This is a genomic window from Promicromonospora sp. NFX87 (assembly GCF_048564965.1).
Lineage (GTDB): Bacteria > Actinomycetota > Actinomycetes > Actinomycetales > Cellulomonadaceae > Promicromonospora.
Map to the genome: position 1 here is coordinate 3361655 of NZ_CP183413.1, position 15444 is coordinate 3377098.

15 protein-coding genes are annotated in these 15444 nt (G+C 73.0%); 6 read left to right on the forward strand and 9 right to left on the reverse strand.

Going from position 1 to position 15444, the window contains the following annotated elements:
* Positions 1 to 174 precede the first annotated feature (174 nt).
* Together ACNYC2_RS15160 and ACNYC2_RS15165 are read right to left on the reverse strand one after the other, a co-directional pair.
* Positions 175 to 3105: a M4 family metallopeptidase gene (locus ACNYC2_RS15160; protein ID WP_419702593.1), complete on the reverse strand. Its 2931-nt coding sequence runs from the start codon at positions 3103 to 3105 to the stop codon at positions 175 to 177.
* A 149-nt stretch (positions 3106 to 3254) separates the two neighbouring features.
* On the reverse strand, positions 3255 to 4331 hold the full coding sequence (locus ACNYC2_RS15165; RefSeq protein WP_419702594.1) for a LuxR C-terminal-related transcriptional regulator: 1077 nt from the start codon (positions 4329 to 4331) through the stop codon (positions 3255 to 3257).
* Between the two features lie 202 nt (positions 4332 to 4533).
* On the opposite strand from ACNYC2_RS15165, the gene ACNYC2_RS15170 reads away from it, so the two are divergent.
* Together ACNYC2_RS15170 and ACNYC2_RS15175 are read left to right on the forward strand one after the other, a co-directional pair.
* On the forward strand, positions 4534 to 5055 hold the full coding sequence (locus ACNYC2_RS15170; protein WP_419702595.1) for a PH domain-containing protein: 522 nt from the start codon (positions 4534 to 4536) through the stop codon (positions 5053 to 5055).
* Complete coding sequence (locus ACNYC2_RS15175) at positions 5052 to 6662, forward strand: PH domain-containing protein (RefSeq protein WP_419702596.1); 1611 nt, start codon at positions 5052 to 5054, stop codon at positions 6660 to 6662. Before ACNYC2_RS15170 ends, ACNYC2_RS15175 begins: the two co-directional genes overlap by 4 nt.
* A gap of 30 nt (positions 6663 to 6692) precedes the next feature.
* Here ACNYC2_RS15175 and ACNYC2_RS15180 read toward each other — a convergent pair whose 3' ends face one another.
* From ACNYC2_RS15180 to ACNYC2_RS15190, 3 genes are all read right to left on the reverse strand, one after another.
* Positions 6693 to 7019 carry a DUF5808 domain-containing protein gene (locus tag ACNYC2_RS15180; RefSeq protein WP_419702597.1) on the reverse strand — a complete coding sequence of 109 codons (327 nt, stop codon included), beginning with the start codon at positions 7017 to 7019 and terminating at the stop codon, positions 6693 to 6695.
* Between the two features lie 144 nt (positions 7020 to 7163).
* The gene (locus tag ACNYC2_RS15185) at positions 7164 to 8111 is read right to left on the reverse strand and encodes a diacylglycerol/lipid kinase family protein (RefSeq protein WP_419702598.1); all 948 of its coding nucleotides are present in this window, start codon (positions 8109 to 8111) and stop codon (positions 7164 to 7166) included.
* Between the two features lie 64 nt (positions 8112 to 8175).
* On the reverse strand, positions 8176 to 9132 hold the full coding sequence (locus tag ACNYC2_RS15190) for a helix-turn-helix transcriptional regulator (protein WP_419702599.1): 957 nt from the start codon (positions 9130 to 9132) through the stop codon (positions 8176 to 8178).
* Between the two features lie 136 nt (positions 9133 to 9268).
* Here ACNYC2_RS15190 and ACNYC2_RS15195 point away from each other — a divergent pair, with 136 nt between their 5' ends.
* On the forward strand, positions 9269 to 9718 hold the full coding sequence (locus tag ACNYC2_RS15195; protein WP_419702600.1) for an SRPBCC family protein: 450 nt from the start codon (positions 9269 to 9271) through the stop codon (positions 9716 to 9718).
* A gap of 117 nt (positions 9719 to 9835) precedes the next feature.
* Here the strand turns inward: ACNYC2_RS15195 and ACNYC2_RS15200 are convergent, their stop codons facing one another.
* Positions 9836 to 10408, reverse strand: coding sequence for a dihydrofolate reductase family protein (locus ACNYC2_RS15200; protein WP_419702601.1), 573 nt, complete (start codon positions 10406 to 10408; stop codon positions 9836 to 9838).
* Between the two features lie 180 nt (positions 10409 to 10588).
* Between ACNYC2_RS15200 and ACNYC2_RS15205 the strand changes: the two genes are divergently transcribed.
* Complete coding sequence (locus ACNYC2_RS15205) at positions 10589 to 11281, forward strand: alpha/beta fold hydrolase (RefSeq protein WP_419702602.1); 693 nt, start codon at positions 10589 to 10591, stop codon at positions 11279 to 11281.
* Positions 11282 to 11364: 83 nt separating this feature from the next.
* On the opposite strand, the gene ACNYC2_RS15210 is transcribed toward ACNYC2_RS15205, so the two are convergent.
* The gene (locus tag ACNYC2_RS15210) at positions 11365 to 11958 is read right to left on the reverse strand and encodes a hypothetical protein (RefSeq protein ID WP_419702603.1); all 594 of its coding nucleotides are present in this window, start codon (positions 11956 to 11958) and stop codon (positions 11365 to 11367) included.
* 135 nt (positions 11959 to 12093) lie between these two features.
* On the opposite strand from ACNYC2_RS15210, the gene ACNYC2_RS15215 reads away from it, so the two are divergent.
* Positions 12094 to 12303: an EF-hand domain-containing protein gene (locus tag ACNYC2_RS15215; protein WP_419702604.1), complete on the forward strand. Its 210-nt coding sequence runs from the start codon at positions 12094 to 12096 to the stop codon at positions 12301 to 12303.
* A gap of 63 nt (positions 12304 to 12366) precedes the next feature.
* Here the strand turns inward: ACNYC2_RS15215 and ACNYC2_RS15220 are convergent, their stop codons facing one another.
* Both ACNYC2_RS15220 and ACNYC2_RS15225 read right to left on the reverse strand, forming a co-directional pair.
* A complete protein-coding gene (locus tag ACNYC2_RS15220; RefSeq protein ID WP_419702605.1) occupies positions 12367 to 13218 on the reverse strand; it encodes a class II fructose-bisphosphate aldolase in 852 nt (283 codons plus the stop codon).
* Positions 13215 to 14531 carry an alpha-glucosidase/alpha-galactosidase gene (locus ACNYC2_RS15225; RefSeq protein ID WP_419702606.1) on the reverse strand — a complete coding sequence of 439 codons (1317 nt, stop codon included), beginning with the start codon at positions 14529 to 14531 and terminating at the stop codon, positions 13215 to 13217. The genes ACNYC2_RS15220 and ACNYC2_RS15225 overlap by 4 nt, the downstream gene beginning before the upstream one ends.
* A gap of 99 nt (positions 14532 to 14630) precedes the next feature.
* Here ACNYC2_RS15225 and ACNYC2_RS15230 point away from each other — a divergent pair, with 99 nt between their 5' ends.
* Positions 14631 to 15437 (forward strand): DeoR/GlpR family DNA-binding transcription regulator, encoded by an 807-nt coding sequence (locus ACNYC2_RS15230; RefSeq protein WP_419702607.1) that lies wholly within the window; start codon positions 14631 to 14633, stop codon positions 15435 to 15437.
* The last annotated feature ends 7 nt before the right edge of the window (positions 15438 to 15444 follow it).

The following is a 15444-nucleotide window of genomic DNA, read 5'->3' on the forward strand; positions in this document are numbered from 1 at the left end:
GTGCTCGGGACCCACGCTCGCGGGCGGACCTCACCGGCGAGGTCCTGGTCCTGGTCAGACCGTCCGGCACCGCGAGACTCATCGGACCCGCGCGGAACGGACCCGCGCACGACGACGGGGTGGTCACCCTCCGTACGGAAGGTGACCACCCCGTCGTCGGACAGCCTCAGCCGGTCAGCAGCGCTTGGCTCCCGAGGCGACCGCCAGCCCGGTGACCGAGGTGGCCGTGGACTTGAAGACCACGGTCCGGCCCTCGCCCGCCGCGGCGAACATCTGCGCGCCGGGGCTGCAGGAGGCCTCACCGAGGTACCGGCCGTCGAGCGTGTACTGCTTCAGGCGCGGCATGAGCGCGTCCGAGGGCAGCGTGGCGGACTGCCACACCTCCTTCGGGGCGTCCTCGGTGATGGTCAGCGCCGTGTCTGACGCCGTCAGCAACCAGGCCCGCTTCGCCCGCGGCGAGGTCTCGTCGAACAGGATCTCGCCCTCGCCCGTGGCGAACGAGTACGCCCGCACCGAGTTGTGCCACGCGCCCGCCTCGGTGTACCCGGGGTCGATGTCGGTCACCCAGTAGGCGCCCCGGGTCGAGAGCGCCGGGTAGCTCACCGACTCGGCTCCCTCGTCCAGGCCCGCGAGGACCGTCTCGCTGGTACGGGTGTCGTGCACCTCGACGCCGAGCGCCCAGTCCCAGCTCCCGTCCTCGTGCTCGAAGATCTCGTACCGCACGTACCCGATGCGGCCCGCCTTCACGACCGGCGCGGTCGCCGGACCGAACCAGTCGTGCTCCACGGTGTGCACCCGCGTGGAGCCGCCCGTCAGGTAGTGCACCTCGTCCAGCCAGGTGTCGGCGTTCGTCTCCGACCAGGAGGTGACGCCGCCGTCCATGCCCAGCCCGGTCACCCGGTTCGTCGTCCGGTACAGGACCTTCGTGTACCCGCCGGTGAGCGGCGCGGACATGATCCGGTAGTCCGAGTAGTCGGCGGCCATCGAGAGCCAGACGACGCGCTTGCCGTCGGTCTGCGCGAAGCTGTTGGTCCGCCCGTCGTTCCCGGAGACCACGCGGGGCTCACCCCGGCCGTCGGTGCGGCCCACCCAGATGGACGTCGGCTCCGTGCCGTCGGCGCTCGACCGCGGTACGGCCCACCAGCCGCCGCCTGTGGAGGGCTGCATGTCGACGTACGTCCCGGTGTCCAGCCGGTCCAGGAGCGGCGACGTGCCCTTGCCCGGCAGGCTCTTCTCCCACGCCGCGGTGACGCCGCGCGAGTCGAACGCCCGCTCGACGACCCTGAGCTGCCTGCCCTTCAGGCCGAACGACCGCGCGGAGGCGACCACCGCCTCACGGCCGTCCACGAAGTCGGACAGCGGCGTCAGGTACTCGGTCAGCGCCCGGTAGACGATCTTGTCGGCGAGCTCGCCGCCGAGCGCCTCGCGGACGTCCCACAGCGCGCCCGAGACGATCGTCGAGTTCAGGTGCACGCCGCCGTAGTCGAACCGCGCGTCGGTGTCGATCAGGTGGTTGAAGTCGGCGGTCGTCATGCCGTCGTCGAGGTCGCGCAGGGCGCAGTCCGCCGGCGCCGTGGTGCGGCACAGGTCGCCGCCCAGGAGGCTCGCCTCCCGGTCGCTCATCGGCGTCCCGGACACGTCCACGTCGATCGCGTTGCCGAAGTAGTCGGCGATCGCCTCGTTCAGGGCGCCCTGCTGCCCGCTGTAGAAGAACCCCGCGGTGTGCTCCACGACGCCGTGCGTCATCTCGTGGCCCACCACGTCGAGGTCGGCCGCGAGCGACTTGTACTCGGCGTCGCCGGTGCCGTACACCATCTTGGTGCCGTCCCAGAAGGCGTTGACGAACGGGGAGCCCCCGTAGGTGATGCCGACGAAGGAGTCCAGCGCCATGCCCTCGTCGTCCAGGCTGTCGCGCCCGTGCTCCACCTTGTAGTACTCGAAGACCTGCCCCGCCGCCCAGTGGGCGTCGACCGCGCCGAGGTCCGTCAGGTCGGCGCCCAACGTGCTCGACGGCGACACGAACGGCGAGATGCCCTCGGGCCACGTGCCGGCCGTGTCGTAGTAGTCGTTGCGCGTCGCGTCCCAGGTCGTGATGGGGACGGTCCGCCCGTCGGCGGACGTGTGGGTGAGGTCCCCCGTCAGGTAGGCGCCCGTGGCGTCGTCCCGCTGCAGTGGGAGGTCGACGACGGTCCCGTCCGCCTTGGTCCCGGACCCCACCACTGGCGTGAACCCGCTGACCGACAGCTGCGGCTCCGCGGCGCCCTGCCCCGCGGTCGCCTCCCGGTCCGTGCGCAGGGCGGCGAGCTGCCCCGGCGCCGCGAGCGTGCGCACCCGGCTGGAGCTGAGCAGCACGGTGCCCGACGCGGCGTCGACCCACACGTCGGTGAGCACGGGCTCGCCCGTGACCGGCGCCGCGCCCCGGACCACGACGTGCCTGGCCAGCACCCCGGTGCCGGTCGGGACGACGGCGAGGCCGTTGTCCGTGCCGGTCAGCCCGTCGTCCGCGGACGACGGCGCCGTGCCCGGCCTGACCCCGCCCGCGACGACGGCGGCGCCGCCGGACAGGCTCTTGGTGATGCTCTCCACGGCCCGCTCGACGGCGATGGCCACCGGCAGCGTCCGGGCCGTCGTGTCGACGTCGAGCTCCGTGAAGTACGAGCCCGAGGTGCCCGTGACGGTCCGCTCGCCGCCCCGCTTCTCCATGCGGACGACGTACTGGCCACCCAGCACGGGCAGCTTCTCGTACCGCTGGTCCAGCCGGACCGTCTCGCGGCCGTCCTCGCGCTGCACGTCGGCCGTGACCAGCGTGGCGTCGGGATCGGCGATCCCGTAGCGGGACCGGTTCTCCTCGAGGTGGGACCGGGCGGCCGTGGCCGGGGCGACGGAAGCGTCGGCCGGTTCGGCGAGCCCCTCGACGAGCGCGGGGGTCTCCGTGTCGGGTGCCAGGTCGGGTGCTGGGTCGAGTGCCGGGTCGAGCGCCGGGGCGGTCGCCGTGCTGCTGCCCGGCGACTCGACCGGCGCCGCGTGCGCGGCGGGGACCGCGGCCCCGAGAAGGGCGGCCGCCGCCACGAGGGCGACAGCGCGCTGGGGTCTGTGGATGCGCATGGATCCTCCTACGGCCCTCGCGGGCCGATATGAACAGTGAGAACCGGCCGCTTCCTCGCGCCCGTCGATTGGGACACCACTGTGCGAGGTGGCACTTTGCGGTACAAGGTGCACAATGCGCAGTTGCGCAGATGAGCAGCGCGATACCTCTAGGCGCTCGGCCGGGCCAGCAGGCCCTGCTCCGCAGCGAACACCCCGATCTGGAACCTCGTGCGGGCCCCCAGCCGCTCCGCGAGCGCGGTGACCTCCGCCTGGACCGTGCGCCGGCTGACGTCGAGGGTCCGGGCGATCGCGTCGTCGGTGAGCCCGCCCGCCATCAGGTCGAGGATGGCCCGCGTACGCGGCTCCAGCCGCAGCGGTGCGCGCCGCTGCTGCGGGGTGGCGGTTCCGGCCGTGTCGTCCAGCGGCTCGGCACGAGCCGGTGCGCCCTGCGCCGCCCACATGGACTGTGGCATCGCCGCGTCCCAGACCCGCTCGAAGAGCTCCACGAGCGCCCCGACGATCGCGGGGGCGTGCACCACGAGGGACGCGCCGCCGGCGTCGTCCCCCACGGCCGGGAGCATGGCGATCTTCTGGTCCACGACGACGAGCTTGAGGGGGACCTGCGGCGACAGGCGCAGGTCGGCGCCCGTCGTCAGCCCGCCGAGCGCCGTCTCGAGCGAGACCGGGTCGGTGAACGTGGCGCTCTCGTACACGCTGCGCAGCTCCACGGCCGGGCTCATGGCCGGCCGCTCCACCTGGTCGAGGAGCGCCGGCGTGGGCTGGAGGTACGGCGGGCGGGCCAGGTGCAGCACCTCGTGCGTCGCGGTCTCCATGAGGTGCCAGTACAGGGATCCGACCTGCGACGCCCCGACGACGGTCTCGACGAGGCCCGGGGTCCCCGCCTGGCCGGTGGACCGCTGGTACGCCCGCTCCAGGCCGTCGGCGTGCAGCTCCCAGAGGGCGACCTCGAGCCGGCGTCGGGCCAGCAGCGTGGTGAGGGCCGACCGCGGCGGGAGCGCCGCCCACCGCCCGCCGGCCGGGACGCCTGGCACGACCGGCAGTCGCACGGCGAGCCCGTTCCCGTCGAGGGTAGCGAGCGCCCGGCGCAGCTCGTCGGGGTCAAGACCCATGGCCTGCGCGATCTCGGTCTCGTCGGCGCCGTCGCGGGCCACGAGGTACTCGAGCACCCGGACGGCGGACGGCGTGTCCACGCCCAGGGTGCGACGTACGCCGTCAGGGATCACGGGTCTGCCTCCTTGGCACAGCTTCTCGCACCAAGTCGCCATTGCCTCGGCGACGGGCCACGCCTTGCACCGGCCCGCTCGTTTTTCGCCGACCCTAGTCCGTCGGCACGAGCGATCGACCCGAATTCACCCGACCTGTCGGCGCTGCGCGCCGTACGCAAAGGCGTTGCTGGCGCCCGCGCTGGTTGGCACGATGGGGGCCGTGACCGCGCCGACGATCGACGACAGTCCGAGCCCTCCCCTGCGTCTGCGCCCGCCACGGCATGCCGTGGACCCGCGCGCCGTCGGCTGGTGGTCGCTGCAGCTCGCGCTCTGGACGGCGGTGCCCGTCGTGACGCTCGGCGTGCTGGGTCTGCTCATCGCACCGGCCCGCGTATGGCTGCTCGTCCCCGCCGGGATCCTTGCCGTCCTGGGGGTGCTCGCCGCGCTCGCCCTCCCCCGGCTGTGGTTCCGCCACCACCGCTGGGAGGTCACCGAGGAGGCGGTCTACACGCGCACCGGCTGGTTCTTCCAGGAGTGGCGGGTCGCCCCGCTGTCCCGGATCCAGACCGTCGACACGGTCCGCGGGCCGCTGGAGCAGCGCTTCGGGCTGGCGACGCTCACGGTGACGACGGCGTCCGCGAAGGGCGCGGTGAAGGTCGAGGGACTCGACGCCGAGACGGCCGCCGACCTCGCCGCCGAGCTCACCGTCGCCACGCGGGCCACACCCGAGGACGCGACGTGACGGACGACGCCGCGCCGGTCCTCACCGAGCGGACGGCGGACGGCGCGGACGACCTGCCATGGGAGCGGCTCGACCGCCGGGCCTTCCTCGCCGGCGGGATCTACACCGCGCTGCCCACCGCGGGCGCGGCACTCGTCACGGGCTACTGGGTGGCCGTCGGCAGCACCGTCGGCACGGCCCTGGCCTGGGTGCTGCCGGCCCTCGTGGTCATCACCGTCGCCGGGGCCGCGTCCGGCGAGTGGATGTGGCGCGTCACCAGCTATCGCGTCGACGCCGAACGGTTCCACGTGCACACCGGCGTCGTGTTCCGCAAGCGTCTCGCCCTGCGCCGGGAGCGGATCCGCTCGGTCGACCTGACGGCGGACCCGGTGCTGCGCGTGCTCGGCGCGGTGACCGTGCGGGTCGGCACCGGCGAGAAGGCCGGGGCCGAGGGCACCGTCACGCTCTGGCCGGTGCGCCGCGCGTCCGCCGAGGCGCTGCGCGCCACCCTGCTGGCGCACGCCACGCGGCCGGACGCCGACGGCGGCGCGGAGCCGGCCGACGGGTCGCTGGCCCGGTTCGACCGCGGGTGGATCCGGTTCGCCCCGCTGTCGTTCCTCACCCCGGCGCTGGGCGCCGCCGCGGGCGGCGGCCTGCTCCAGGTGGCCGAGTGGTTCGGGATGCAGCAGCGGGTGCTCGACGTCGTCGGGTCGTGGTTCGGTCTCGCCCCGGTGCTGCTCGTCGCCCTCGCGCTCGGCGTCGCCCTGCTCGTCGTCGGCGGCGTGGCCACTCTGGCGCTCTGGGTCGAGACCTGGTGGAACCACACGCTGGACCGCCAGGCCGACGGCACGCTGCAGGTGCAGCGCGGCCTGCTCACCACCCGGTCGATCATGCTGGAGGAGTCCCGGCTCCGGGGGCTGGAGGTCGTCGAGCCGCTCGCCGCCCGCCTGGCCGGCGGCGCGCGCGTGGACGCCGTCGCCACCGGGCTCACGACGGACGACGAGGACAAGACGGAGAGCCGGACCCTCCTGCCCACCGCGCCGAAGGAGCTCGCCGACCGGGTGGCCGCGAAGGTCCTGCGCGAGCCGGCGCCGCCGACGTCGGCGCCCCTCACGCCGCACCCCGAGGCGGCCAGGGGACGGCGGCTGCGCTGGGCGCTCGGCACGGTGCTCGTGACCGAGGCGGTGGTGCTCGTGCTCGGCGCGCTGCTCACGCCCGTGCTGCTCCACGTCGCCTGGATCAGCGCTCTGGTGCTCCTCCCCGTGGCGGTCGCGCTCGCGAACGACGCCTACCGCGCGCTGGGCCACACCCTCACGGGCGCGTACCCGGCCGGCTATCTGGTGACACGTAGCGGCACCGTCCGGCGCGCGACGGTGGCGCTCCAGCGGCGCGGCATAGTGGGCTGGACCGTCCGGCAGTCGTGGTTCCAGCGCCGGGCCGGGCTCGTCACCGTCGTCGCCACCACCGCTGCGGGCACCGGCGCGTACGCCGTCCGCGACGCGGCGGTGGCGGACGGTCTCGCCCTCGCGGACGCCGCCGTCCCCGGGCTGCTGCGGCCGTTCATCGACAGCGCGGTCGGCGATGCGGCCGGGGCCGACGCCGAGCCGGAGGTCACGGCGCGGCGCTGACGGCTCCGCGGGGCCGACAGGGCCGACGGGTCAGACGCCGGCCTTCTCGCGCACCATCGCGACGGCCTTGCCCATGTTCACGCTCCAGCCGACGCCGAACACGCGGGGCCCGACGACGTGCTCGGCGTCAGGGTTCCAGAGCCGTTCCCGGGCGCGCTCCAGGGTCGGGACGCGCAGCTCGTAGGGGACGACCGAGGCGATCTTGCCGTGCCAGGTCCGCTCCTCCTTCGGCCTGCGCAGCTCCTTCACGACCGCCGCCGCCGTCAGCGCGATCGCGACGAGCGTGAGGAACTTCTTGAGCCCTCCGCCGCCGTGCGCGGCCTTCTCGGCGTGCTCGGTGTGCTTCTTGCGCCCCATCGTGATGCCTCCCGTGCTCTCGGTGTCGGCTGTGCCCGCTCCAGCGCTCGGCGTCAGCCCTGCACGACCATCCTGGGGCATGTGCCCGCGACTGGCCCGTGCAACGCGCGGACGGTGCAGCGCGGACGGTGCAGCACCGACGGGTCAGCGGACCCGCACCGCTCCTGGCTGGATGGTGATGCTGACCCGGGCGGTCTCCCCCAGGTCCTCGCCGTCGATCTCGAAGACCCGCGGCTCCATCAGCTCGAGCCCCAGGCTCCGCACGCGGAGGTGCGTGGCGCTGTCGCTGCTCTCGGCCACCTTGCCGCCCGTCGCGAGGCGCTTGATCCCGTTGTCCCAGACAAGGTTCCGCATCGTGTCGAGCCAGCCGGCCGCGCCGTCCGCGCTCAGGAGGAGCAGGTCGAGCTCGCCGTCGGAGGGGTCGGCGTCGGGCAGCAGGTTGAAGCCACCCTGGAGCGTGCCGCAGTTGCCGACGAGCAGCGTGTGCACGCTGTCCTCGCCGTGCGCCTGGCCGTCCGCGGTGATCCGGACCTCGAGGGTGTCGCTCGCGGCGAGCGCGCGCCCCATCGACTCCACGTAGGCCAGCCAGCCCACCTTGTCCTTGAGGTCCTCGTCGGTCTCCGTGATCATGTGCGCGTCGAGGCCGAACCCGGCCATCACCGCGAACGCGTGCCGTTCCGGCCCGCCGGGGAGCTCGATCTCCAGCCAGCCCACGTCGATGGCCCGCGCCTCGGCGCCGAACGCCCGGGTCAGGGCGCCAGAGATGTCGTTGAGCGGCACGCCGAGGTTCCGGGCCAGGAGGTTGCCGGTGCCGAGCGGGACGATCGCCAGCTCGGTGCCGGTGTCCGCCTCCGCGAGACGTTCGGCGACGGCCCGGACGGTCCCGTCCCCGCCGGCGACCACGAGCAGGTCGGCGCCCGCCGCGAGCGCCTGCGCCGTGACGCCCTGGCCGGCGTCGTCCTCGCTCGTCTCGAACCAGATGGCCTCGAACGTCGTCTCGGCGGCGGAGGCCGCCCGGTTCAGCCCGGACTCGAGGTCGGCCCTGGTCGTCTTGACCGGGTTCCAGATGATGCAGACGCGTTGTGCGCTCATGGCCGCATGTTTCCACAGCCGGTCCTGCGGCTCGACCCGAACCCGCCGGTCACGGGTCCGTCGTTCACAGGTCCGGTACTGCCGCGGCGAACCGCTGGGCGAGCGCCCTGACCGCCTCCTGGAGCTCCGGCCCGCCCTCGACCCGGAAGGGGTAGGGCACGCTCGCCAGCCACTCCTGCGCGTACATCGCCGGGTTCCGCGTGCTGCCGACCAGCATGCACCCGTCGTCGGCCGCCTCGAGCCGTCCCATCTGTGCGCCGACCCAGGGGGCGACGTCGGCGAGCGGGGCGTCGAACACGACGCGGGTGGTGAACTGCCATCCGGTGCCCAGGTGCTCCTCGAGCGAGGCGACGGGATCGAGGCCGTCGGGCGGCGTGAACCCCCGGTCGGTGTGCTCGACCGCGTGGACCCTGTCGACACGGTAGGTGCGGGTGGCGCCCGCGCGGTGGGAGTGGCACAGGAGGTACCAGCGCCCGTAGCGCACGACGACGGCCCACGGGTCCACCTCGGCGACCCACTCGCTGCCGGACTCGCCGCGGTAGGTGACCAGCACGCGCCGTCGGGCCGCGATCGCGGCGACCAGCTCGCTGGTGACCGTGGTGTCGGGGCGGGCGGCGAACCGGTCGGGCGCGGCGGACGCGTGCTCGCGCAGCGCGGCGGCCTGCCTGCCGACGTCCTCGGGCAGCGCCCGGATCACCTTGCCGAGCGCGGTGTCGACGAGGTCGTCGCCGTCGGCGTCGGGGTGCCCGTCGAGCACCGCCATGACCAGGCCGAGCGCCTCGGTCTGGGTGAACGAGACGGGCGGCAGCCGGGTCCCGCGGCCGAGGCGGTAGCCGCCGTGCGGCCCGCGGGCCGAGGAGACGGGGATGCCGGCCTCGCGCAGGATCTCGACGTAGCGCCGGGCGGCCCGCTCGGTGACACCGAGCCGGTCGGCGAGCTCGTTCGCCGTCGTGCCGGGGCGGGTCTGCAGGACCTCCAGCGCACGGAGCGCACGCGCGGTGGGGCTGATCTCGGAGGGCACACGAGCAGGCTACGGCCATGTCCAGCGGGCAGGTCGGGAGGGCGCCCAGAGCGGGCGTTCGAAGCGGGTGCCCGGCGCACGTGCGAGTGAGTCCCACCCGGGTCACGGTGAAGGAACCCGACGAAAGGAGAGCCTCGTGGCCAGCATCACGAAGTCGATCGACGTGCATGTCCCCGTCAGCACGGTCTACAACCAGTGGACGCAGTTCGAGGAGTTCCCGCGGTTCATGGAGGGCGTCGAGGAGATCCGCCAGCTCGACCCGACCCATACGCACTGGAAGACGAAGGTGGGCGGGGTCGAGCGGGAGTTCGACGCCGAGATCACCGAGCAGCATCCGGACGAGCGGGTCGCGTGGACGAGCAGGACCGGGCCGCAGCAGGCCGGCGTGGTCACCTTCCACCGGCTGCAGGACGACCAGACCCGGGTCACCGTGCAGCTGGACTGGGAGCCGGACAACGCCACGGAGAAGGTGGGCAGCGCCCTGAACTTCGACGACCGCCGGGTCCAGGGTGACCTCGACCGGTTCAAGGAGTTCATCGAGTCGCGCGGCACCGAGACGGGCGCCTGGCGCGGCGACGTGAGCTGACCGGCGTGAGCTGACCGTCCCCCGCTGAGACGCGCGATGACCGTCCCGGACCGATCGGTCCGGGACGGTCATCGCATGTCACGGTCAGCGCGCGTTACGGCCGGGGGTACCGGACCGTCAGCGGACCACCTCGAAGATCTGCTTCTGGACGCCGTTCCTGTAGGCCTCGTGCTCGACGAGGCGGAGCTTCTGGGCCGCCTTGTCGGCGTCGCTGAACAGCGGCTTGCCCTGGCCCAGCAGCACCGGGAACACGAGCAGGTGGTACGCGTCGACGAGACCCGCGTCCGCGAGCGCCCGGGTCAGGGAGACGCTGCCGTGCACCTGGATCTCGCCGACGTCCGAGTCCTTGAGCTTCGCGACGTCGTCCAGCGAGCGCAGGATGGTGGTCTCGCCCCAGCCCTCGGTCAGGTCCGCCTCGGTGAGTGTCGTCGAGACGACGTACTTGGGCAGGGTGTTGTAGCGCACGAACTCCTCCATGTCGGGCCACACGGGGGCGAACATCTGGTAGCTGGCACGGCCCAGCAGCAGCGCGCCCGCCTCCTCCTGCTCACGGCCCTTGAGCTCGTACGCCTCCGGTGCCGGGGCGACGGTCTTGAAGGTCCACGCGGTGTCGTGCAGCTCGGGATCACCGCCGGTCGGGTCGACCTTGCCGTCGAGCGAGACGAAGTGGGTGGCGACGATGGTGCTCATGGGGGTTCTCCTGGGTAGTGGTGGCCTGGCGGATGCTTCAGCCCTCTGCCAGCTCAGACGACCGGGGACGGAAAACTCATCGGCCCTGGATCCCAAAACAATCCGGCAGTAGAACGTCCGGAACTGGTTCTAACGTGGTGCGCAACGGCATCCTGCCGCACTCACCACGGGAGAGAAATCATGGACATCCTGCTCATCGGCGGCCTCTGGCTCGACACGTCGGCCTGGGACGACGTCGTCCCCGAGCTCGAGGCGCTCGGCCACCGTGCGGTGCCGGTCGCGCTTCCCGGACAGGGCGACGGCTCGACGACGGCGACGCTGGACGACCAGGTCGCCGCGGTGCTCGCGGCGGTGGACTCGTCAGTGAACACAGCAGCCGGGAAGCCGCTGGTCGTGGGCCACTCGGCCGCGTGCGCCCTGGCCTGGCTCGCCGCCGACGCACGCCCGGAGAAGCTCGCCGGCGTGGTGCTGATCGGCGGGTTCCCGTGGGACGACGGCAAGCTCTACGCCGACCTGTTCGAGATGACCGACGGCGTCATGCCGTTCCCCGGCTGGGGACCGTTCGAGGGGCCGGACTCCGCCGACCTCTCCGACGAGGTCAAGGCTGCGCTGGCCGCCAAGGCGGTCCCGGTCCCCGAAGGGGTCGCCCGGGGCGTGGTGCACCTGACCGACGAGCGCCGGTTCGACGTGCCGGTGGTCGTCGTGTGCCCGGAGTTCACACCCGAGCAGGCGAGGCAGTGGATCGAGGCCGGCGACGTGCCGGAGCTCGCGCGGGCCAAGAACGTCGAGCTGGTCGACCTGGACTCGGGCCACTGGCCGATGTTCACCCGCCCGGCAGCCCTGGCAACCCTGCTGGCTTCTTCCGCGAAGTAGAGCGCCTGTCCGAGTCTCGCTGGTCGAGCTTGTCGAGGCCCTGGCCCCAACAAGGGTCTCGACAAGCTCGACCGGCGAAAGGCTCAACGTTTCAGGCCGAGGGAGCGGAGCTCCAGGTCCGCCAGCTGGCGGACGGCGGCCGGGTCGCCGGCGCGCCACGCGGCCACCGGGTCGTCCGAGATCCGGGTCAGGGACCGCAGGGGCTGGTTCGCCAGGGCGCGCAGGGCCAGCAGCTGCGGGTCGGCGCCCGCGAACCGCCGGGCGGCGGTCGCGCGCCGGATGAACCGGACCCGGAACGGCACGTACAGCACGGCGATCAGCAGCACCGGGACCAGGAACACCGCCAGCCCGACCAGCAGCGCGATGTCGGCCACCGTCTCGGCCTGGGACCGGCCGGCGGCGGCCAGGCTCTCGGCGGCGGAGGCGGCGCCGCGGAACGGCGCGGCCAGGTTGTCCCCCACTCCCGGGATGCCGCCGATCCGCCCCTCCACGTCGTGGAACCGGCCGGCCATCTCGTCGGCTGCCGACGCCGTCGCCAGGCCCGGCCGCCCGAGCGTCAGCGTCGCGTCGTGGGTCGCGCGGCCCGCCCAGGCCCAGCCCGCGATCCAGGCGAGCATCATCAGGTCACCGAGCACCTGACGGGCGCACCGGGCAGGCGCCGCTGCGTACAACCTCATGGTCTGGTCCTCCGGACGTCGGCGAGTCGCACGCCGCACCGTAGCGGAACCGAGCCCGTTTCGGGGGCCACCGCGCGACCGATCTGTGATTGCATACTCTCCGACTTTGTTTCCGACATTGCGGAGGTATTGCCCATGACCACCAACGACGAGCTCACCCGTACGTTTACCGAGTTCGACGGCGACGGCGACGGCCGGATCACCGCCGACGAGTTCCGTCAGGCCATGGCCACGCGCGGCGAGGAGACCTCCGACAAGGACCTCGAGCAGATCTTCGGCAAGGCCGACAACGACGACGACGGCAAGATCAACCTCGCCGAGTTCACCGAGGCCTGGGACGCCTGACCGGGCGGTACGACGTCGACCCTCGCACCAGGTCTCGACAAGCTCGACCAACGGTTGTGTACGTCAGGTGTGCAGCAGGTCCGTGCTGAGGCGGTCCACGACGTCCCGCACGGCGTTCCGCGCCGGGGCCAGGTACTTGCGCGGGTCGGTCACCGCACCGTCGGCCGCGAGGTACTGCCGCACCTCGGCCGTGTAGCCCACGTTGAGCGCCGTGCCGACGTTGACCTTGCGGATCCCCGCTGCGACGGCGGCCCGGAGCGTCGGGACCGGCACCCCCGAGGACCCGTGCAGCACGAGCGGCACGGGCAGCCGCTCCGCGAGGCGGGCGACCAGGTCGAGGTCGAGCTGCGCCGTCGCGCTCGTCATGGCGTGCGAGCTGCCCACGGCGACGGCGAGGCCGTCCACGCCCGTCCGCGCCACGAACGACGCCGCCTCGTCCGGGTCGGTGCGCACGCCCGGCGCGTGCGCGCCGTCCTTGCCGCCGATCGCGCCCAGCTCGGCCTCGACCCACAGCGAGGTGCGGTGCCCGGCGGCGGCGAGCTCCGCCGTCGTCGCGACGTTGTCCTCGTAGTCCAGGTGCGCCGCGTCCACCATGAGCGACGAGACGCCGAGCGGCCAGGCGTTCGCGACCACCGAGCGGGCCAGCTCCAGGTCCTGGACGTGGTCGAGGTGCACGGAGACCGGCACGCCCGCCGACGCCGCGACCTCGCGGCACCCCGCCACCAGCGGCGCCATCCGCCCGCCGTGGAAGTTCACGGCGTTCTCGCTGACCTGGAGGATCCCGGGCAGGCCGGCCGCCTCGAGGCCCAGGACTATCCCCTCCGCGTGCTCCAGCGTGATGACGTTGAACGCGAGTACTGCGCCCTGGGCCCGCACGGCGTCGGCGACCAGGGAGCCCGTCGCCGCGAGGGTCACTGCGCGGCCGCCGGCGCGGGCGTGCGCAGCGCCTCGGGCAGCAGGTCGCCGTGCGCGGCGGTGAGCTCGTCGCAGACCGCCCAGATCTGCTCCGGGGTCAGCGTCGAGGCCGTGTTCGGGTCCATGAGCGCGGCCTGGCGCACCAGGAGCGGGTCACCGGTGCGGGCGGCCTCCACGGTCAGCCGCCCGACCGAGACATAGGCCTGGTTGACGGCGGCGCACTGGATCGGCAGCGAACCCATCGGCACGGGCGCGATGCCCGAACCGTCGACGATCGCGGGCACCTCGACGACGGCGTCCTGCCCGAGGTTGTCGATCAGCCCGCGGTTGGGGACATTGACGTGCACCTCGCGGCGCGTCCCGGTGACCAGCGAGTGGATGATCTGCGGCGCGTACTCGCTCGCACCCTCCTCCAGCTCCAGCTCGCCGCCCTCGGCCAGGGTCTTCCGGGCGCGGTCGAGCTCGGCGAGGTTCTCGCGGCTGATGCCGACGTACTCCAGCGGCTCCAGCCGGTAGCGCTCGATCTGCGCGTCCGAGCGCAGGAACCACGACAGGTACTCCGAGGAGTGCTCGCTCGTCTCCGTGGGGTAGTAGCCGAGGCGCCGGAACATCTCGACGCGCACCCGGCGCTCGAGCTCCGGTTCGGCGGCGATCCGGTCGCGCAGCAGCGGGTACAGGTCCCGGCCCTCGTGCTCCCACTCCAGCAGCCAGGCCTGGTGGTTGACGCCGGCCGCGCGGAACCGGGTCTCCTCCACCGGAACGCCCACCAGCTCCGCGAGGTCGTGGGCGGTCCAGTAGACGCTGTGGCACAGCCCGGCGACCTTGAGCTCGGGGGCGACCACGGACAGCCACCACACGTTCATCGCCATCGGGTTGGTGTAGTTCAGCAGCCACGCGTCCGGGCAGAGCTCGCGCATGTCGGCGGCCAGCGTGGTGAGCACGGGGAACGTGCGCAGTGCGCGGAAGATGCCGCCAACGCCCGTCGTGTCGCCGATCGTCTGGCGCAGGCCGTGGCGGGCCGGGATCTCGAGGTCGGCGATCGTCGCGTCGACACCGCCGACCTGGATCATGTTGATGACGAAGTCCGCGCCGTCGAGCGCGGCCCGGCGGTCCGCCATGGCGACGACGGTGGCCCGGCCGCCGAGCTGGCGGTCGACCTGCCGCGCGGTCGCCTCGGCGACGTCGAGCCGCTCGGGGTCGATGTCGTGGAGCACGAGACGCGCGTCCACGAGCTCGGGGAAACGCAGGATGTCGGCGACGAGCTGCCGGGTGAAGACGACGCTCCCGGCGCCGATGAACGCGATGCTGACCATGGCGTCGATCATCCGGTGGCCCGCGCGAGATGTGCAAGAATGCGATCAGAATTCGCGTTAAACGATCAGTCTGAGTGAGCGGTTCAGAAGGGGAACGCCATGGCGACCACGGCGGAGTCGGAACCACGCGCCATCTCGCACAAGCGCACGGAGCGCATGATGCGCACCCTCACCTACGTCAACGAGCTGGGCACCGCCCGGCTCACCGACCTCGTGCGCGAGCTCGACGTGTCCTCCGCGACGATGCGGCGCGACCTCGCCGCCATGGAGGAGCAGGGCCTGCTGGTGCGCACGCACGGGGGCGTCCGCGCGCTTGATCCCACGACCGAGGTCCCGGTGCTGCTGCGCGACAACCGGTTCAGGGACGCGAAGGTGCGCATCGCCGAGCACGCCGCGAGCATGCTGCCGGCCGGGCGCTACTCGGTGGCCATCAGCGGCGGCACGACGGCGGCCGCCGTCGCCCGGGAGCTGGCGACCCGTCCCGACCTCGCCATCGTGACGAACGCCCTGACCACCGCCACCGAGCTCGCGTCGCGCAGCAACCTGAAGGTGATCATGACCGGCGGGTTCGTACGGTCCAGCTCGTTCGAGGCCGTCGGGGCGCTGGCCGAGAACACGTTCAACGCCATCAACGTGGGCACCGCGTTCCTGGGCACCGACGGCATCAGCGTGCGCGGCGGCGCCACGACCCACGACGAGACCGAGGCGCGCACGAACCACGCCATGCTCGCGCACGCGGAGCACGTGGTGGTGGTCGCGGACGGCTCCAAGGTGGGCCGCGTGACCCTCGCGAAGGTCGCCGACCTCTCGGAGATCGACGTGCTGGTGACGGACTCGTCGGCCGACCCGGAGGCTCTCGCCGCGATCGAGGCGGAGGGCGTGGAGATCCAGGTGGTCCCGGACTGACGACCAG